The sequence below is a fragment of the Williamsia muralis genome (assembly GCF_051487485.1).
Classification (GTDB): domain Bacteria; phylum Actinomycetota; class Actinomycetes; order Mycobacteriales; family Mycobacteriaceae; genus Williamsia; species Williamsia muralis_B.
Window position 1 is genome coordinate 38,589 of the sequence record NZ_JAHVCV010000007.1, and the last position, 18,339, is coordinate 56,927.

The 18,339-nt window shown below is 64.7% G+C and carries 21 protein-coding genes; 11 read left to right on the forward strand and 10 right to left on the reverse strand.

The features are described from left to right. Positions 1-12: 12 nt before the first annotated feature. From KXR83_RS19075 to KXR83_RS19085, 3 genes are all read right to left on the reverse strand, one after another. Complete coding sequence (locus tag KXR83_RS19075) at positions 13-822, reverse strand: alpha/beta fold hydrolase (protein ID WP_437426160.1); 810 nt, start codon at positions 820-822, stop codon at positions 13-15. 13 nt (positions 823-835) lie between these two features. Continuing rightward, positions 836-1,261 carry a hypothetical protein gene (locus tag KXR83_RS19080; protein WP_030165686.1) on the reverse strand — a complete coding sequence of 142 codons (426 nt, stop codon included), beginning with the start codon at positions 1,259-1,261 and terminating at the stop codon, positions 836-838. Between the two features lie 61 nt (positions 1,262-1,322). Then, on the reverse strand, positions 1,323-2,231 hold the full coding sequence (locus KXR83_RS19085) for a LysR substrate-binding domain-containing protein (RefSeq protein WP_437426161.1): 909 nt from the start codon (positions 2,229-2,231) through the stop codon (positions 1,323-1,325). Between the two features lie 83 nt (positions 2,232-2,314). Here KXR83_RS19085 and KXR83_RS19090 point away from each other — a divergent pair, with 83 nt between their 5' ends. Then, positions 2,315-3,427: a TDT family transporter gene (locus tag KXR83_RS19090; protein WP_437426162.1), complete on the forward strand. Its 1,113-nt coding sequence runs from the start codon at positions 2,315-2,317 to the stop codon at positions 3,425-3,427. Between the two features lie 222 nt (positions 3,428-3,649). Here the strand turns inward: KXR83_RS19090 and KXR83_RS19095 are convergent, their stop codons facing one another. The 4 genes from KXR83_RS19095 to KXR83_RS19110 form a co-directional block, all read right to left on the reverse strand. Further along, a complete protein-coding gene (locus tag KXR83_RS19095; protein WP_437426163.1) occupies positions 3,650-4,783 on the reverse strand; it encodes a DUF222 domain-containing protein in 1,134 nt (377 codons plus the stop codon). Positions 4,784-5,094: 311 nt separating this feature from the next. Beyond that, positions 5,095-6,633, reverse strand: a complete 1,539-nt coding sequence (gene nadB, locus KXR83_RS19100; protein WP_437426164.1) for an L-aspartate oxidase — start codon at positions 6,631-6,633, stop codon at positions 5,095-5,097. A gap of 18 nt (positions 6,634-6,651) precedes the next feature. Then, positions 6,652-7,128 (reverse strand): winged helix-turn-helix transcriptional regulator, encoded by a 477-nt coding sequence (locus tag KXR83_RS19105; RefSeq protein ID WP_062796611.1) that lies wholly within the window; start codon positions 7,126-7,128, stop codon positions 6,652-6,654. 56 nt (positions 7,129-7,184) lie between these two features. Then, positions 7,185-7,544, reverse strand: a complete 360-nt coding sequence (locus KXR83_RS19110) for a VOC family protein (protein ID WP_437426165.1) — start codon at positions 7,542-7,544, stop codon at positions 7,185-7,187. Between the two features lie 61 nt (positions 7,545-7,605). On the opposite strand from KXR83_RS19110, the gene KXR83_RS19115 reads away from it, so the two are divergent. Continuing rightward, complete coding sequence (locus KXR83_RS19115; protein WP_437426166.1) at positions 7,606-8,262, forward strand: hypothetical protein; 657 nt, start codon at positions 7,606-7,608, stop codon at positions 8,260-8,262. A gap of 12 nt (positions 8,263-8,274) precedes the next feature. Here KXR83_RS19115 and KXR83_RS19120 read toward each other — a convergent pair whose 3' ends face one another. Beyond that, positions 8,275-8,940: a TetR/AcrR family transcriptional regulator gene (locus tag KXR83_RS19120; RefSeq protein ID WP_437426167.1), complete on the reverse strand. Its 666-nt coding sequence runs from the start codon at positions 8,938-8,940 to the stop codon at positions 8,275-8,277. Positions 8,941-9,055: 115 nt separating this feature from the next. Between KXR83_RS19120 and KXR83_RS19125 the strand changes: the two genes are divergently transcribed. From KXR83_RS19125 to KXR83_RS19150, 6 genes are all read left to right on the forward strand, one after another. Beyond that, positions 9,056-9,742, forward strand: coding sequence for a hypothetical protein (locus KXR83_RS19125; protein ID WP_437426168.1), 687 nt, complete (start codon positions 9,056-9,058; stop codon positions 9,740-9,742). Then, positions 9,739-10,548, forward strand: a complete 810-nt coding sequence (locus tag KXR83_RS19130) for an SDR family oxidoreductase (RefSeq protein WP_437426169.1) — start codon at positions 9,739-9,741, stop codon at positions 10,546-10,548. Before KXR83_RS19125 ends, KXR83_RS19130 begins: the two co-directional genes overlap by 4 nt. Next, entirely contained in the window at positions 10,545-11,966 is a 1,422-nt protein-coding gene (locus KXR83_RS19135) for a cytochrome P450 (RefSeq protein WP_437426170.1), read from the forward strand. Before KXR83_RS19130 ends, KXR83_RS19135 begins: the two co-directional genes overlap by 4 nt. Positions 11,967-12,117: 151 nt before the next feature. Continuing rightward, complete coding sequence (locus tag KXR83_RS19140; protein WP_030176527.1) at positions 12,118-12,417, forward strand: metal-sensitive transcriptional regulator; 300 nt, start codon at positions 12,118-12,120, stop codon at positions 12,415-12,417. A 13-nt stretch (positions 12,418-12,430) separates the two neighbouring features. Next, positions 12,431-12,634 carry a heavy-metal-associated domain-containing protein gene (locus KXR83_RS19145; RefSeq protein WP_437426171.1) on the forward strand — a complete coding sequence of 68 codons (204 nt, stop codon included), beginning with the start codon at positions 12,431-12,433 and terminating at the stop codon, positions 12,632-12,634. Between the two features lie 3 nt (positions 12,635-12,637). After that, positions 12,638-14,911 carry a heavy metal translocating P-type ATPase gene (locus KXR83_RS19150; protein ID WP_437426172.1) on the forward strand — a complete coding sequence of 758 codons (2,274 nt, stop codon included), beginning with the start codon at positions 12,638-12,640 and terminating at the stop codon, positions 14,909-14,911. A gap of 15 nt (positions 14,912-14,926) precedes the next feature. Here KXR83_RS19150 and KXR83_RS19155 read toward each other — a convergent pair whose 3' ends face one another. Next, the gene (locus KXR83_RS19155; RefSeq protein ID WP_437426173.1) at positions 14,927-15,361 is read right to left on the reverse strand and encodes a MarR family winged helix-turn-helix transcriptional regulator; all 435 of its coding nucleotides are present in this window, start codon (positions 15,359-15,361) and stop codon (positions 14,927-14,929) included. Positions 15,362-15,406: 45 nt separating this feature from the next. On the opposite strand from KXR83_RS19155, the gene KXR83_RS19160 reads away from it, so the two are divergent. Next, positions 15,407-15,937, forward strand: a complete 531-nt coding sequence (locus KXR83_RS19160; protein WP_437426174.1) for a hypothetical protein — start codon at positions 15,407-15,409, stop codon at positions 15,935-15,937. A gap of 26 nt (positions 15,938-15,963) precedes the next feature. Here the strand turns inward: KXR83_RS19160 and aqpZ are convergent, their stop codons facing one another. Continuing rightward, on the reverse strand, positions 15,964-16,734 hold the full coding sequence (gene aqpZ, locus KXR83_RS19165) for an aquaporin Z (protein ID WP_437426175.1): 771 nt from the start codon (positions 16,732-16,734) through the stop codon (positions 15,964-15,966). Between the two features lie 206 nt (positions 16,735-16,940). Between aqpZ and KXR83_RS19170 the strand changes: the two genes are divergently transcribed. Next, on the forward strand, positions 16,941-17,915 hold the full coding sequence (locus KXR83_RS19170) for a pirin family protein (RefSeq protein WP_437426176.1): 975 nt from the start codon (positions 16,941-16,943) through the stop codon (positions 17,913-17,915). 41 nt (positions 17,916-17,956) lie between these two features. Next, positions 17,957-18,310 carry a GNAT family N-acetyltransferase gene (locus tag KXR83_RS19175; protein ID WP_030176496.1) on the forward strand — a complete coding sequence of 118 codons (354 nt, stop codon included), beginning with the start codon at positions 17,957-17,959 and terminating at the stop codon, positions 18,308-18,310. Positions 18,311-18,339 lie beyond the last annotated feature (29 nt).

An 18,339-nucleotide genomic window follows, 5' to 3' on the forward strand; every position in this document is an offset into this window, starting at 1 on the left:
GGAGCGGCAGACTCACCCCGCCAGGAAGTCTGCGACCCCTTGCGGCCAGTCGCGGAGCTGACCCGGGGTGTCGGCAATGCACAATTGCGCGCCCGGGATGACGGTTGCCAACCGACGTGCGGTGGACAGCGGATGGCCCGGGTCTCCTGACCACGCGAGCACCAGGGTGGGTACACGCAGTGCACGCAGCTCCACGTCCGCCGGCAGATCCGAGCGCGCGGCGCCCCGCAGGACCGATGGCAGCAGGGATTCGGGCACAGCAATCGGAGTTCGGGTGTCGGCAAGACCCGACAGCACCGCCGGCGGTGGCCCCGCGGAAGCTGCTTCGTAGGCGGCCAGCCCGCTGCGTTCGATGAGGTCGGCGCCTGCCCGGTAGGCGACAACGTGTGCGGCCCGGACCTCTCCGGCGGTCGGTGGCGTGGTCAACACGAGGTGGTGGAACCGATGGGGTTCGGCAACCGCCGCCCACAGCAGCGTGGCTGTCCCCATGGACGAGCCGATCCCGGCGGCCGGCTCGTCGGGGCTCACCGCGTCGAGCAGGCCGAGCAGGTCACGGCCGAGGTTTGGCCAGGTGTACTGCTCCGGATCGGCAACGCCCGTCGATCGGCCGTGGCCGCGGGCGTCGTACCGGATCAGCCGGTGGTCGCGGGTGACCGGCGACCAATCGAACATGCCGACGGCCTCCTGTGCGGTGGCACTCGACGTCAGCCCATGCGCCCAGATGGCGGTCCGGCCGGGCCGCGAGGCGTGACCCGACTCTGTCCAGGCGAGTTCGGCGTCCCTGATCGCGGTGGTGTGGATGGATGCAGGCAGACCGCTCATCGGCAGGCCGTCGCTATTTCGACCGCACCTTCTCGCCGAGAGCGTCAACCATCAGGCCCACACCGATGCCCAGCATCCAGACATCCTTGGCCAGCGCGGTGCCCTGCTGGGTGGGGGCCAGAGTGCCTGGTTCCCGCATGCCGGGGGTGTTCAGGTAGAGGCCGAGGAGACTCGCCGAGAAGGCGGTCAGGCCCGCGCCGGCAACGGCGGTGGGGACGATGGGTAGCAACAACGCGGCGCCGAGTGCGATCTCGCCGGTCGAGACAAACCGGATGAACGCAGGTGGGCTGAGCTTGGTTGCCAGTGGGTATGTCCCGGCGGTGAGGCCGTGGAGCTGTGTGGCGGTCTCCTCGTCGGCCTGTCGTTTGGCCAGACCCGAACTGAGGATGAACGCGCCGGTGGCGACCCGGGTGGGGATGTGGCGAACTTTGAACTTCATGATGACTCCTTTCGGCAGCATCCACTGCCTCACCCGATGGTATTGCCCGACAGCACTCCAGTCAGGGCGAAGCAGAAGACCGGGTGATCGCGAGGTCGACCAAATCCCTTGCTGGCCCGCGTAACCCACGATTTCGATCCCATACTGCGCGCAACACCCGAGGCATTGCGACGCCGGACACCTCGATGCGGACCAATTTGCCGTCCGCCAGTTCGGGCGCGACGGACAGACTGGACAGCACGGCAGGTGCGTCGGAACTGAGGACCGCGGCCTTGACGGCAGCTACTGACGTCAGCTCGAGCAGCGGATCCGCGGCCTCACCGAGTGCCGCCTCGAAGGTGACCCGAGTGCCCGAGCCGAGTTCGCGTTGAACCAGCGGCGTGCGCATCAATTCCGCAGGAGAGATGGCGCGGCCGGCTTGTGCCCAGGGATGATCCGGCCGGGTGACCACCACCAGCTCGTCGTGCGCAACAGCACGGTGATCCAGACGCGAATCGGTATGTGGCCCTTCGACAAATCCCACGTCGACGGTTCCTGCCAACACATCCCGGATGACATCGGCGGAATTCATCGGCTGCACCCGTATCCGTGTTTCGGGGTGAAGGCGCCGGAGGGCCAGCGCCCAGGACGGAATCAGATACTCGGCAACCGTCATCGAGGCCGCGACGGTGACCGTGGCGCGTTTGCTGCCCAGCAACGAGTCGATCCCGGCCGAGAACCGTTCCGCCGCGTCGAGCAAACCCGATGCCCACTCCAGCACTGCGACGCCTTCGGGCGTCAGTTCTGTGCCCGACGGCGAACGGCGAAAGAGCACCACACCCAGTTCGCGTTCCACGGCATGGACGCGTGCGCTGATGGCCTGCTGGCTGAGGTTCTGCTCGCGGGCGGCGGCGCTCATACTGCCTCGCCGTGCCACGGAGACGACAACGTCGAGGGCAGACAGGTCAGGGACTCGAGCGGGCAACACCATCTGTCGAGGCTACAAGCCTGACTTGTACCCGGACAACAACAAGCCCTCTACCTGTGTCGACGAGACGAGGCGAACATGAATCCATGACGCCGAATTGGTTCTCTGCAGTGATGGGCACGGGCATCGTGGCCACGTCGGGAGTGGCGTTGCACTCGGCTTGGCCGGCTATGGGGGTTCTCACGACCTCCTTCTGGGTGATCGCGCTGGCCGGCCTTGTGCTCGCGGCGTGTCTATTCCTCGGCAACGGGCCTGCCGATCACGCCGCGGACCCCGGCATGGCTCACTTCTACGGCGCCCCAGCCATGGCTTTGGTGACGGTCGGCGCCGGGACGCTCGAGCTCGGACCGCAGTTCTTCGGTAACTCAGCCGCAGTGTGGGTGGGCGGTGCGTTGTGGGCGGTGGGCACCGCCGCGGGTGTGTTCACAACGGTGTGGGTTCCATTCCGGATGATCACCGGTACGCAGAGTTCGGCGGACGGTGCCATGCCGAGTTGGTTGATGCCGGTGGTTCCGCCGATGGTGTCAGCAGCCACCGGGCCGTTGCTCCTCCCGCACCTGCCGCCCGGTGAGATCCGATCAGGACTTCTCGCAACGTGTTACGCGCTGTTCGGGCTGACCTTGATTGTCGGGTTCTTGACCTTGACGATGATCTACTCCCGTCTAATCCATCGCGGACTGCCTTCGGTGCAGGTGGCGCCGACGATATGGATCATGCTCGGGATGATCGGTCAATCAGTCGCGGCCGCAGTGTTGCTGGGCTCGAGCGCACACCTCGTGTTCGACGGCGAGCGGGCCTCGCTCGCCCACGGGCTGCGCGTCTTCGGTATCGGCTACGGATTGGTCATGTCGGGGTTTGCAGGGTTCGTCTTTGTCCTCGCGGCGCTGATCACCGTGCACAATGCCCGACGGGGAATGACCTTCACGCCCACCTGGTGGAGCTTCACCTTTCCGATCGGAACGTGCGTGGCCGGTTCGGCAGCACTCGCCGTTGCCGTGGGGTCAGCACCCTTGCACGTCATTGCTGCAGCGTTGTTCGCCCTACTGCTGATCACGTGGATTGTGGTGGCAGGGTGGAGTTCGGTATATCTGCGCAGAACAACCATTCAGCGACAGCACTTTTCACGTCTCGAACTCGCCAACGCCGGTGGCCCTGATCTTGCACCTGAGCCGGCCCCTGTTGGTAGGGCTGTCGCCTGACCTGTGGCAGTCGGGCAGGCGACAGCCCCAGAACGCGGCTTCACACTATGGAGTTGTCAGGGTGCGTCCGCGGTCCCGTCGTTGTGGCGGGTGCGGTGTTTCGCGGTGCGGTGCTGGTTCGCGTGAGTCAGGCAGCCTGAGTCAGGCTGCGAGGGTGAGGGTTCGGCGGTTGTAGGCTGGTAGTGGTTGTCGGGTGGGGTCGATGTCGGCGGGCGGGATCAGTCAGGGGTGTCCGTCGGTGCCCATGACGATGTCCCAGTCGGTGTGGTGCACGGCCCGATGACAGGTCCGGCACAGCAGGCACCCGTTGCCCAGGGTGGTGGGTCCTCCGTCGGCCCAGTGCACGATGTGGTGGCAGTCTGACCAGGTCGCTGGTGCTCCGCATTTGATGCAGCAGGTATCGCGGATCAGGATCGCTTTACGCACTGGTCCGGTGAACAGGCGTTTGGGTGGACTCAGGTCGATCGGCACTTGCTGCCCGTCGAGGGTGATCGAGGTGATGACTGCATCACACGCTGCTGCTGCGGCGGTTGCTTCGGTGACCGGACCCATCCACCGCAACACCGCCCGATCGGGGTGATCAGCCGGAACCGTCACCGCCACCTCCGTTCTCGGCGCCGATATCAGCGCTTGCCCACCGCCGCCACAGTCGAGGAGTTGGTGCAGGGCATCAGCGCGTCGTTGCGTCGGTGTGCGAGCATCGGCGCTCCCGTCCGGTTCGGGACGGGGTCGGGACCACACATCGAGCGCGGACATCATCTTTTCTCCGGTCACCGCATCAACATCAAATCTCCCCGACAACCGGCCATCACTGGTGACGACGTAGTCCAGGCTGTTCAACGAAGTGTCTTCGGCGGCCGGCAACCCACCGGACACCTCCGCAACCTCGTTGCCCATCGCTCGGGCGATCCGGTCGAGCTCGGCGGGTGGTGCACCAGAGATCACATGGCCGAGTAGCTTTCGTTCGACCTCATACCGAAAGTCCTCGCTCCTCACATCCCTTGAGCGGCTGCGAACATGACTGATACCTCGAATGACTGCATCGACGTGCTCGGCGGAGAGGAACCCGTCCCGAAAGTATCCGGCTGTCCGATCCAACCCCACCAAGCCGGTCCCGATCCGTAGCCATCGTGCCGCCGTCGCCGGCGCGGCCCCGTTGGCCTGCAACACCTTCGACGTTGTCGACCCCATACGCTTGGCCACACCCAGGCGGTCGATGATCGCCGCACCGGCCGCCAACCGCGCCTCAACAGCATTACGCAGCGTGATCAGATCTCTCACCACCGCCACCACCCCGGCCGAATCGTCCGGAAACCCCACACCGATGACCTCATCAACCAGATCAACAACAGCCACCACCACACCCCCTCCAAGACAACAATATTGAGCACATCAACATTGGGCAGCCGATCACAATGGTGGCGTAATCACACGTATCTCAGAGTCAGGTCTTGCGGACGATCAGCGTGGTATCAGTCTAGCTATTCGAACACGCATTCGATAGTCATCTGTTTGGACGAACCCGGCCGGGAACCCTCGGACAAGCGAGAACGTCAAAGGCGGGATGACGATCGGTATCCACGAAAACTGAAGTAGGAGGGCCTTTATGAACGGACTGGGGAGCCGAAGCGCTATACGCCCACCTGGCAATCGGCGGGTCGCGTGCGTCAACCCGCGATGGGCGCAGAGGCCTCGGGGTAGTCCACCCGATGATGGCAACCCCGCGACTCCTTCCGGGCCAGAGCGCCGGCGACCACCAGCCGTGCGGTGGCGGTCAGCGCAGCATCTTCGTGGTCGGCACCATCCAGCAGTGGCCGACGTGGCACCGCGTCGAGGTGGTCGGCGAGAGCCATCAGCCCCGAATGGTCGCGAGATAGGGCCGCGCTCGCAGACATTCGATCCTGGAGTTCTCGACGTGGGGCGACGGGTGCGACGAGCTCGGGCGCGACGTCCGGTAGCAAAGCGTCTGGGTGTCCGGCTCGGCCGGCGGCTGCCCGCGCGACCCGCAGTCCCATCACCAGTCCTTCCAGCAAACTGTTGGACGCCAACCGATTTGCACCATGCAGGCCTGTCCGGGCGACTTCGCCTGCGGCAAACAACCCGGGAACGGTGGTGGCGCCCTCGGTATCGGTGACAACACCTCCACAGAGATAGTGTGCGCCGGGGACCACCGGGATGAGGTCGGAGGTGGGGTCGATGCCGATTGCTGCGACACCGGCGGTGACCGTGGGGAAGCGGCTGCCGAAGTCCGCGATGTGGCGGGCGTCGAGGTAGACGCAGCGGTGGCCGGTGCGCGCCATGGCGGCACCGACCGCGTTGGCGACCACGTCGCGCGGAGCGAGATCGCCGAGGGGGTGTACGCCTTCGGTGACCGGATTTCCTTCGCTGTCAACGAGTCTGGCGCCTTCGCCGCGTAGTGCCTCGGTGATCAGTGTGCGCCTGCCGCGCTGACCGGGGCGGTACAGCATCGTCGGATGGAACTGGATGAACTCCATGTCCGAGACCGTCGCGCCAGCCCGGTGCGCCAGGGCGATGCCGTCACCCGTCGAACCGAGCGGGTTGGTGGTGGCCGCATAGAGATGCCCGACGCCGCCGGTCGCGAGAATCACCGTGGGCGCCAGGATGTCTCGGAATGAGCCGCCGGAGAGTCCGACGCGCACCCCGACTGCTGTGCCGTGCTGGTCCTGCAGGATTTGCTGGGCATACGATTCGTCGAGCACGGTGATGGTGGGTTGGGCGAGCGCGCGCACCGCCAGAGACCGTTGCACCTGCGCTCCGGTGGCGTCACCGCCGGCGTGAATGATCCGACGAACGCTGTGTCCACCTTCTCGTGTCCGCAGGAAGCGCCCGTCGTCCCCGATGTCGAAGCGCGCGCCCCAGCTGACCAAGGCCGAGACCGCGGCGTAGCCCTCCGAAAGGATGGACTCGGTGGCTGCAGGGTCGGTGAGACCGGCACCCGCGACCACGGTGTCGCGGGTGTGCAGCGCCACCGAGTCCTCGGTGTTGCTGGGCTCCACAACGGCGATGCCGCCTTGCGCGAAGTAGGTGGCGGTGTTGGGTGCCGGATCGTCGGGACGCCAGCCGCTGCCCTTGTTGAGAACAGTCACGGCGAGCCCGGATTCGGCGGCTCGAACCGCCGCGGTGAGGCCTGCGACACCAGCACCGACCACCACGAGATCAGCACGCAGCGCAGCGTCGGCAACCATGGCTGAGGAGTCTATCCGTCAGCGTTTGACCAGCGATATCCGCAAGTCGTCGAGGGGGACCTCGGTGCCGTCAGGCGTGGTCAGTCCCACGTGCACGGGCTCACCCGTCACGTTGGATTGCAGCTGCAGCGGCTTGCCCTTGGGCTGGAAATACTTGTCTCCCCACTGCATGAGCCCGAACAGCACGGGGACCAGGTCGGTGCCCATCTCGGTGAGCCGGTACTCGTAGCGGGTGCGTTGACCAGGTTCCTGATAGGGCGACTTCTCCAGGAGACCTGCTTCGACAAGCGCTTTGAGTCGCGCGGATGCGACCGCGTCGCTGACTCCGACCCGCCGCGCGAATCCGTCGAAACGAGTCGTGCCGTACATGGCCTCGCGCATGATCAGCAATGCAGTCCTGGTTCCGACCACCTCGAGGGCGCGGACTATCGAGCACCGGTCGCCCGGCGTCCACCGATCGAGGTCGGCCAATTTCTCGTCGAGAACTGCAACCATGGCAGCAACTATACGCGGCCTGACTTCGCCAGACAGCAGTCAGAAGGAAGCTCCGGCTACTCGAGGACAAGGCAGAACGGGTGACCCGCCGGGTCGAGGTACACCCGGAAACCGGGATGTTCCTGACCCTCGACCTTGCGCGCTCCGAGGTCGAGTATCTGTGGTTCGGCCGTCTCGAAGTCGTCGACCTGGATGTCCAGATGGAACTGCTGACTGCCGTTGGGGTCGGGGAACTTCGGGGGTACATAGCTGGTTGATGGTTGAAATGTCAGTTTCGCTTTACCCAAACCGCAATCCAGCGTGACCCATTCGGGATCGCTTGTATCCAGCTCGCCGCCGAGAACTTGCTGGTAGAACCGCGCGAGCCCGACCGGATCCGGTCCGTCGAGGGCAATGGCATTAACGAAACCGATCATCAAAACTCCCAACTCGTGTGTCGGACTCGCCACCGCATCGCGATGAGGCCAAGATGTAGCGGTGGCGACCGAATTCGACCTGTGTTGGTCCACGGTAATCGCTGCCTCCGACACGTATGAAGCGTTTGTGCACGCGCCGGAGAACGGCTGGGTTCAACGATGCCGCCTTGGGCTCGGTCACGACGGAACGCACGGTAGTGACGCGGGAGCCGAGCCGCCCGAGGCGCGGCGGACCTGGGTGCTGTGGCTCGACGGCCAGTCCGGTCAGCGTCTGGCGGAGCTCGACAGCTGTGTGGCATCCGACGGAGTTCAGGGAGGCAATTGTGTTCTGTTCGCCGACCACGGTGGACCCCACCGATTCGCCCCGCCCTCGACGATGCGTGGCTTCGGGGCGCCATATCGGCCGGAGGTAAAGGTCAGCCGGAACGGCTCTCGCAACGGCACCCTCGTCACCGTCAGTGATGAGGCGTCTCGCGAGATGACACCAGAGGCCCCACCTCGTCGACACCGCGAACCAGAACCAGAGCACGTGCCGACTGAGTCGCCCCGAGGCCCCGCGTCGAGTGCAGTGAGTCCGGCCGATGATCAAGAGAAGTCGAGCCGGGCGGCCGGCCACTCGCGTACGCCCACGGTCGACGAAGCGCTACTCGCTGTTGCGGATGCGCTGACCGATCTGGCGCGGGCGTTGCGTCATCGCCCTGCTGAACCCAAAGAGTGACAGTCGTGACCCTTACTCACCCGGGTCATCGAGCCTCGACCGCGCCATGTCTGACGCGCTTTCGCCGAGCGACAACCAGATTGCGGCGATGTCGTCGATCAACTGATCGCGCTCGACCGGAAGGTCGCCGTTGACCCACGACAAGATCGTCTGTGCGGTACCGCCGATGACAAACGCCGGCGCCGTGAAGGCCAGAGAGTCCTGTTCCAGTTCGACGTCGTGGATGCGTCGTGCATGGTCGACGAGGATGGCCGTCAAACCCCCGATGGCAGCCCGTCGCGTGTCCTCCTGACCTGCGGAGGTCGGTACGCCGCCGAGTAGGACAAGCGCCTTGCGCCGATCGGTGCCCAGTACGTCGACCAATGCGCCCACCGTGTTCTTGGCCTGCACCTCCAGAGGCGAGTCGAGTGTCGCGAGATACGCGGCAACGGCCGCACCACCGACGTCGGCGGCGACGCTGTCGATGACAGCGTCGGCGAGCCGGTCGAGGTCGTCGAAACTCTCGTAGAAGTACCGTTTGTTCAGGCGGGCCTGAACACACAGGCTGGCGACGGTGGCAGATCGCCAGCGATTCTCGGCCATCTCTGTCAGAGCCGCATCGATGAGACCGGACCGGCGTTTCTCAACACGTGCAGATGCGGAAGCGCCTCCGTAGTTCCGCGTGCTGCCGCTAGTCACGCCCACAGTTTTGCATCTTCGTCCGCCAAAGGTCTTGATTGCCCTCGCCTATCTGGTACCGTCCTGTTCCAGATAGAAACTGGAACAGAGTTGTACCAAAATTGGGAGGCCATGGATGTCGGTGCAAGAGCAAGAGGTCGGCTCGTCGACGAGGGATGGGGAGCCGGCTTCTGCCGTGTGCTCCATGGTCTCGGAGTTGCGCGAATTGGCAGCCGCGCGTCCGACTGTCGCCAGGGGAGCGGCGTGGCAATACATCAGAGAACTCGGTGAGCGGAACGACCGAGAAGCTCTGGCGGAGTTGTTCGGTGAAGCCGCGGCCCCCGACGGACCGGACGGCAAGATGGAGGGACTGATCGTCGGCAAGCTGTTCGGGATACCCGAGGCCCACCTGGCCAACCCCTTGATGCGCATCAACCCGACATGGCGGGGAAAGACCTTCGACCTGAGCGCCGGAACGGGATTCAACAGATTGGCACTGATCGCTCGGCTGGCCATGCCGGTTGTCGCATTCGGGTACCGCGGGCTAAGGCGTGGACGCGGCGAGGTGGAGGGTTTCGACTTCGACCATGCGATCGACAAAGGCCTGATCGAGCCACGAGTCATGGTGCGCGCGCTCGATTACGTTGTGCCGCAGTACAAGAACCCCAGCGTCCGCACGTTCCCCATCAAGCGGACACGCGACGAGATCGTCGAACTGGTTCCGGGCGTGTATCTGGGGCGCGCACTCCTCACCATGCCCGACGGGGAGGTCCGACTCATCGCCTACTTCGCGCTTCGTGAGCCGATCGGAAGCCCCCTGTGATCGACCTCGATGGTGCCCGCGTCTGTGTCACGGGCGGTGCACGCGGAATCGGCCGGGCCACTGCAGCAGCCTTGGCCCAGCGGGGTGCCATCGTGACGATCGGCGACATCGATCTTGATGCCGCTTCGGCCACGGCCGACGAGCTCGGAATCCGGGCGGAGGCTCTTGATGTCACGGATGAGAAGAGCTTTCGGGAGTTCTTACTGGCCGCCGCGGACGGCCACGACATCGACATGCTCGTGAACAATGCCGGCATCCAGCTGATGGGCCGCTTCGTCGATTCCGAACTCCAGGCGCTGCACCGCGAACTGGCCATCAATCTCGGCGCAGTGGTGACCGGGACGCATCTGGTGCTGCCCCACATGATCGCCCGCGGCCGCGGTCACATCGTGAATGTCTCATCGATGGCAGGCAAGGTCTCGACACCAGGCATGGCGACCTACTGCGCTTCCAAGTTCGGAGTGGTCGCGCTCTCGAGGGCCATCCGCGCCGAGATCGTCGGCACCGGGGTGAGTGTGACGACTGTGATGCCCGCTGCCACCCGGACCGACCTGACCTCAGGGGTGACTCTGCGCCTGCAACCGACACTGGAGGCAGACGACGTCGCGGCGGCGATTGTCGCCAGCGCAGGCCACGGTAGGTCCGAGGTCACGGTCCCTCGTTGGCTGGCTCCGATGGGCGTGGTCGAACAGGCTGTCCCGGAACGGCTTCTGCTCCAGGCCAAGAGACTTGTGGGTGGCAAGGAACCTGGTGAGTTCGATGCGAGCGGTCGCCGGGCATACCTCGACAGGACCCAGATCCGATGAAGCCGACGCGGGCCGCGGTCACCGACACTCTGCAGCGGGGTTCGGCCCGCTTGGCCTCGCTGTACCCATCTCCGGCGGAGCCACTTGCCGTACCTCCCGAAGGCAGTGGACTCGAACCCGTCATGGGCAGCTACGGCATACCCGGTCTGGGGCACGTCCTGGAGAGCATCGCCCATCCTCTCGACTTCGGGCGTGAGCGATACCGCCGATTCGGGCCGGTGTCGTGGACCGGCGCCGTCGGCTTCCGAGTTGTCACGGTGACGGGTCCGGAAGCGCTGCAAGAGGTCTGGCTCGACAAGAACAAAGTGTTCTCGAGCGAGAGGGGATGGCACCCGGTGATCGGCCCCTTCTTCCACCGAGGACTCATGCTGCTCGATTTCGACGAGCACATGTTCCATCGACGAATCATGCAGCAGGCGTTCACGCGTCCCCGTCTCGACGGCTACCTCACGTTGTCGCGGCCGCTCGTCTCCGGGATCCTCGATACGTGGGCACCTGGTGAGCAGCTCCTGCTGTTCGACCACACCAAGGAGTTGCTGCTCGCGATGGCAAGTCAGGTGTTCGTCGGCGAATCCCCCGACAGCTCGACCGCAACCGAACTGTCGCGCGCGTTCGACGATGCGGTCCGGGGCGCGCAAGCGGTTGTCCGGCAGCCGATTCCCGGCGGGCTGTGGGCTCGCGGCCTACGGGGGCGTCGGCATCTCGAGCGGTACTTCCGGACGGCAGTACCGAGTCGTCGTAATCGAAATGCCGACGATCTGTTCACCGTGTTGTGTCAGTCGCGCACCGACGAAGGCAACGTCTTCACCGACGAGGACGTCACCAACCACATGATCTTCCTGCTGATGGCGGCGCACGACACCAGCACCATCGCGCTGTCCATGTTGCTCTATCACCTCGGCAAAGACCCTGAACTGCAGAAGGATCTGCGAGAAGAGGTCGCAGCCCTGCCTGCCGATGCATCGATGGACGAGCTCAACTCCGCACATCTGCTGGACTGCGCTTTCAAAGAGTCACTGCGGATGTATGCGCCTGCCGGGACGCTGTTCCGTCAGGCCATGTCCGACACCAGCATCCTGGGCCATCACGTACCCGCAGGCGCCGAGATCGCCCTGAACGTGCACCTGTCGATGCGATTGGACACGTGGTGGTCGCGGCCCGACGTCTTCGATCCAGGTCGCTTCGATGACCCTGCAGTGTTGAAGGAGATGCATCGCTACGCCTGGTCGCCCTTCGGCGCCGGCGCGCACAAGTGCATCGGGATGCATTTCGCGGCGATGACGGTCAAAGCGGTGATGCATCGTCTTCTCCTCGACTTCTCCTGGACGGTGCCCCGCGACTATGTCCCTCTGATGACCTGGGGAACCGGTCCGATGCCCGCTGACGGACTGCCGGTTCGGCTCCGCCGGATTCGATGACCACGCCGTTACTCCGCGGCCCGGCTTCGCGTCCTCTCGCCTGAGGGACGGTTTGTTCGTTCGCCGGCCTGGGCCGTTCTGCCCGCTCCTCGACTTAGGTACGGTAGGGGGGTATGGTAAAACGGTACGAACAACGGGCGAAAGAGGGCACATGGCCGACGAGCACCAACACCACGGTTACATCAACCGCAAGGACGACTACCTCAAGCGGCTGCGTCGTATCGAGGGTCAAGCCCGCGGGTTGCAGCGGATGGTCGAAGACGAGAAGTACTGCATCGACATCCTCACCCAGGTGGCGGCGATGACCAAGGCTTTGCAAGCGGTGAGCCTGGGACTGCTCGAGGAGCACATGTCGCACTGCGTCGTCGACGCGGCCCGCCAGAGCGAAGAGCAGGGCCAGGAAAAAGTCAAAGAGGCCACCGAGGCGATCGCCCGGCTGGTCCGGTCGTAGGAGGAGAACAAACATGAGCGCGCAGACCTACACGGTGGTGGGAATGACATGCCAGCACTGCGTCGCATCGGTCACCGAAGAAGTGTCCGAGGTGCCCGGTGTGGACACGGTGGACGTGGACCTGGACAGCGGCGGGCTCACCGTCCACAGTGAGCAGCCGGTAGGCCGGGACAAGATCGAGGCCGCGGTGCACGAGGCCGGATACCGGCTGGGCTGAGCAATGAGTTCGACCACGCCGACGAGTTCTACCGGTGACCCGAAAGCGGCTGTCCCACAGGCGCATATCGACCTCGAGATCGCTGGGATGACGTGTGCCTCATGTGCCAACCGCATCGAACGCAAGCTCAACAAGCTCGACGGCGTGCAGGCGACGGTGAACTACGCGACCGAAAAGGCGAACGTCGCCTATTCCGATCCGGTTGCCACCGGCGACTTGATCGCTGCGGTAGAGGCGGCCGGCTATCGGGCGAAAGCGATCGAGGAGCATCCAGATGCCGCCGCCGACGACCACGATGACGACGGTCATGATCAGGAACTGAACCGCCTGCGTCATCGCACGCTGGTCAGCGCTGTTCTCTCCGTTCCCGTGATCGCCATGGCGATGATTCCGCCTCTGCAGTTCGACAACTGGCAGTGGCTCTCGTTGACACTCGCAGCGCCTGTGGTGGTGTGGGGCGGCTGGCAATTCCACCGGGCGGCTGCGATCAACCTGCGTCACGGCGCTGCGACGATGGACACGCTCGTGTCGGTGGGAACCATTGCCGCACTGGGCTGGTCGCTGTACGCGCTGTTCTTCGGAGCCGCAGGCGATCCCCAGACCGCACACGGCGGCATGGAGATGAGCTCCTCGGACGGATCGGCCAACATCTACCTGGAGGCGGCGGCAGGAGTCACCACCTTCATCTTGGCCGGCCGGTTCTTCGAGATGCGATCCAAACGTCGTGCGGGAGCGGCCTTGCGAACGCTCCTCGGTCTCGGCGCCAAAGACGTGACGGTGCTCAGGGGTGACACCGAAGTGCTGGTGCCCATCGGAGACCTCGCCGTCGGTGACCTGTTCGTGGTGCGGCCGGGCGAGCGGATCGCAACCGACGGTGTGGTGGAAAGCGGCTCGTCGGCAGTGGACGCATCGATGCTGACCGGTGAATCGGTGCCGGTCGAGGTGAACGAAGGCGATGCGGTGGTCGGCGCAACGGTCAACGCCGGAGGGCGGATCACCGTACGTGCCACAAAGATCGGGAACGACACACAGCTCGCCCAGATGGCGAGGCTTGTGGAACAGGCGCAGAACGGCAAGGCGCAGGTACAGCGTTTGGCCGACCGTATCTCCGGTGTCTTCGTGCCCGTGGTCATCGTGCTCGCGCTGGGCACCCTGGCTGTGTGGCTGCTGCTCGGATATGACGCTGCCGATGCCTTCACCGCGGCGGTCGCCGTGTTGATCATCGCGTGCCCCTGCGCACTCGGGCTGGCGACGCCGACCGCGTTGATGGTCGGGACCGGCCGTGGGGCCACGATGGGAATCCTGATCAAGGGACCCGAGGTACTCGAATCCACCAGGCAGGTCGACACCGTGGTCCTCGACAAGACCGGCACTGTGACAACCGGTCAGATGACCTTGACGGAGGTTGCCGTCGCCGACGGTGAAGAGCCCGATCATGTTGTGCGCGTGGCCGGAGCGATCGAGAACGCGTCCGAACATCCGATCGCGCGTGCCATCGCCGACGGCGCACGCGAGCGCACCGGGCCGCTGCCCGCAGTTCGTGACTTCGTCAATTCCGCGGGCCTCGGGGTCCAGGGTGTCGTCGATGACGTGGAGGTGCTTCTCGGTCGACCACAACTGCTGACCGAGCGAGGCAATGAGATACCCGGTGAGCTGGTCGCCGCGCTGGAGCGGGCGGGTTCGGAAGGCCAGACCGCTGTCGCGGTGGCCTGGGGCGGACGCGCCCGCGGCGTGCTCGTGGTCTCCGACGTGGTGAAGGCGACGTCGCGGCAGGCCGTTGCGGAGTTGGTGAACCTCGGTCTCGAGCCGGTGTTGCTCACCGGTGATCACGAGACTGTCGCCAAAACGGTTGCCGCACAGGTGGGTATCAACACAGTGATCGCTGGGGTGCTGCCGTCCGCGAAGGTCGATACCATCAAAGACCTGCAGGCACAGGGAAAGACCGTGGCGATGGTCGGCGACGGTGTCAACGACGCCGCCGCTCTGGCTCAGGCCGACCTGGGACTCGCGATGGGCACGGGTACCGACGCCGCGATCGAGGCCGGGGACATCACCCTGGTCCGGGGTGATCTGCGGGCCGCAGGTGATGCGATTCGCCTGTCTCGCGCAACACTTCGCACCATCAAGGGAAACCTGTTCTGGGCGTTCGGATACAACGTGGCCGCCCTGCCACTGGCTGCACTCGGATTGCTCAGCCCCATGATCGCCGGCGGGGCGATGGCGTTGTCATCGGTGTTTGTCGTCGGGAACAGCCTGCGCCTGAGGCGGTTCCGCTGACGGCGTGACACCGGCCTACTGGTTGTCGAGGGCGGTGATCAGGGTGCGGACGATGGTGCGCGCGCTCTCGAGTTCGTCCACCGTGATGTGTGTGCGGGTGAGGAGCCGGGACCTCTCGACGTCCGACTCCCGCACCAGTTCGGCCAGGATCGCCCTGCCGGCGCTGGTGAGCCGGAGTAGGGGTGAGGTCTGATGGTCGGGGTTGTCCTGGCTCTCCAGAAGCCCTTCACGTAAGAGGTCGCCGCAGACGCGATGCACGCTCTGTCGTGACAGGCCAAGGCGTCGTGCAGTTCCGGCCACCGTCGACGGTTCCGACAGGACGCTGAGCACGTGCCAGCGGGCAACGGTCTGTCCGGCCCGCCGAGCCACGCCCTCGCTCGTCCGGCGTGATGCGCCGGCGAGTTCGTAGACGTCGGCGATGAGCAATCGGTAAGCCTCGGCCTTGTTCACCTACCCAGCCTGGCATATTTGTCAGCAATATGACAATGTGTCAGCATGCTGACGAATTACGGAGGCTACAACGCTTTGGCCGCCCACCTGCATTCCCCGGCGCCGACTCGAGGCGTAGCTGAGCACTTGTGGGCTTTCGGCAGATTCGTGGGGTCGTGGCACATTCGCTGGATACCGGCGGCCTCGGACTCTCCCGAACTCGACGGAGAACTCCACTTCGGGTGGGTTCTGGGCGGTCGGGCGATCCAGGACGTGTGGATGGTGCCCGGAGCTGGTCTTGCGCCGCCGGAACGGGGGTTTCGAGCATTCCATGGCTCGACCATCCGGTTCTACGACCCGTCGATCGCAGCCTGGAGATCAACGTGGGTGGAGCCGATCAATGCACGTGTGCGGAAGTTCATCGGCGAGGTAGGCGACGGGGATATCACGTTGACCAGCACAGATGACACACCGGCGCTTCGGTGGCGCTTCACCGACATCACCGACAACACCTTCACATGGACCGGGGAGTTCTCGGACGACGGCGAGAGCACCTGGACTCTCGACGAGACAATGCTCGCCACCCGGATTGCGTGACGGCCGGAGCCGTCGACCAAGCAAGTTCAGGCCGTAACCGGTGGATTGGGGATCTGATCGAGTTCGGGTTCGTTGGCACCCTTGTCGAAGACAAGTGGGTAGAGAATGCCGGCCAACAGTGCGCCCACGAGCGGCGCGACCCAGAACAACCAGAGCTGACCGGGCGCACCATTGCCGTTGAAGAACGCCACCGCCGTCGATCGAGCGGGGTTCACCGAGGTGTTGGTGATCGGGATGCTGATCAGGTGAATGAGGGTGAGGGCCAGACCGATTGCGATGCCCGCGATGCCTTGTGGCGCCCGGGTGTCGGTGGCGCCCAGGATGACGATGACAAAGATGGCGGTCAGCACGATCTCGGCCACCAGTGCGGCCCACATGGTGTACCCGCCCGGCGAGTGGTCGCCGTAGCCGTTGGCGGCCATCGAACCCTCGGGCTCGAACCCTTCTTTGCCATTGGCGATGAGAAGGATGATCGCGCCGCCGATGAGGCCACCGATCACCTGCACGACGACGTAGCCCGGTACGTCTTTCCATTGAAAACGTCTGGCCAGAGCGGCGCCCACCGTGACGGCCGGGTTGAAATGTCCACCCGAGATGTGACCGAGGGCGTACACGCCGGTCAGAACGGTGAGGCCGAAAGCGATGGATACGCCGAGGAACCCGATACCGAGCTGGGTTCCGTCGTCGTCCGCGATCACCTTCGCTGCGAAAACGGCGCTGCCGCAACCCCCGAGAACGAGCCAGAACGTTCCCAGTGCTTCGGCAGCTAACTTTTGAACTGTCGTCGGAGCAGACATTTTCGGATTACCTCCACTGGTGGTCTAGCTGTGGCACACGATTTAGACTCGGTGGAACGACGCGGTCACCTGACGATCTTCAGTTGAATCGGCTGGTTGCTCATCGAAAGTATTACCACCGTCACCCAATTCGTGAGCCCAGGATTGCGGATTGAAATGTCACGAAATGAAATGCCCACCGACAAGGTGAGGAATGAGGCGCCAGTATGAGCAACGTGGTCAACGGTCCGGAAATCGATTGCTCACCGGCCCCCGGAGATCGGCATCACGTGCAGATCCTGACGTCGCGCGACGTTCCGCTGGGCGGTCCGCGTGCCATGACCGTCCACCGCACATTGCCGCAGCGTGCCAGGTCCCTGATCGGAGCCTGGTGCTTCGCCGACCACTACGGTCCGGCGGATGTCAGGACCACTGGTGGAATGGACGTGCCACCGCACCCGCATACCGGGTTGCAGACGGTGAGCTGGCTTTTCACCGGCGAGATCGAGCACCGCGACAGTCTGGGTGTGCACGCCTTCGTCCGCCCTGGCGAGGTGAATCTGATGACGGCGGGTCATGGGATCGCCCATTCGGAGGTCTCGACGCCCGACACCACCACGTTGCACGGCGTGCAACTGTGGGTGGCCCTTCCTGACGAATCGCGCGACACGGCGCGGAACTTCGAGCACTTCGTTCCCGAACCGATCGCGATCGACGGCGGCCGGGTGAGTGTTTTCATCGGCGATCTGCTCGGCAAGTCGTCGCCTGTCACCACCTTCAGCCCGCTGCTGGGCGCTCAGATCGATCTCGACATGGGTGCGTCCGTCACCATCCCCGTGCATCCCACGTTCGAGCACGGTGTGCTGGTCGACCAGGGCTCGGTCAGTGTGGAAGGAGCCGAGGTGGCGCAGACGGAATTGGCCTACCTGGCCCCCGGGCACCATCACATCACGTTGCAGAGCTCCGACGAACGCCCGTGCAGGATGATCCTGTTGGGCGGCACACCATTCGGCGAGGACCTGGTGATGTGGTGGAACTTCGTCGGACGCAGCCACGAGGAGATCGTGGAGTACCGGACGCAGTGGCAGGCGCAAGCCGAGCGGTTCGGACACGTCGAGGGCTACGTGGGTGGCGTGGACCGCCTGCCTGCACCGACATTGCCGAATGCCCGGATCAAACCACGTCTGACGGCTGAGTCCTGATGTCGGTGGAATAGCGGATACCAAGGAAAGGTTGTCGTGGCATGACTCAAAACAGTTCCACCATCACCGACAAGACCGGTGCGCCTGTGACCGTCGCACCCGATCCGGACAAGCGCCGGTACACGGTCTCCGTGGACGGCGAGGTCGTCGGATTCGCAGCCTACGCAGACCGCGAACAAAGTCGGGTTTTCTACCACACCGAGGTGCAAGAAGCGTTCGGAGGACGCGGCCTGGCCACGATCCTCGTCTCCGAGGCGCTCGATGATGTTCGCGCACAGGGTAAGCGGATTGTTGCGGTGTGCCCGCTGGTCTCGGCATTCCTGAAGAAGCATCCCGCCTACGCCGACATCACCGACCCGGTCACCAAAGACATCTTGACCTGGCTGGGCGCCTGACAGTCCGGCTCGGCGCCCGAATGTCGTTG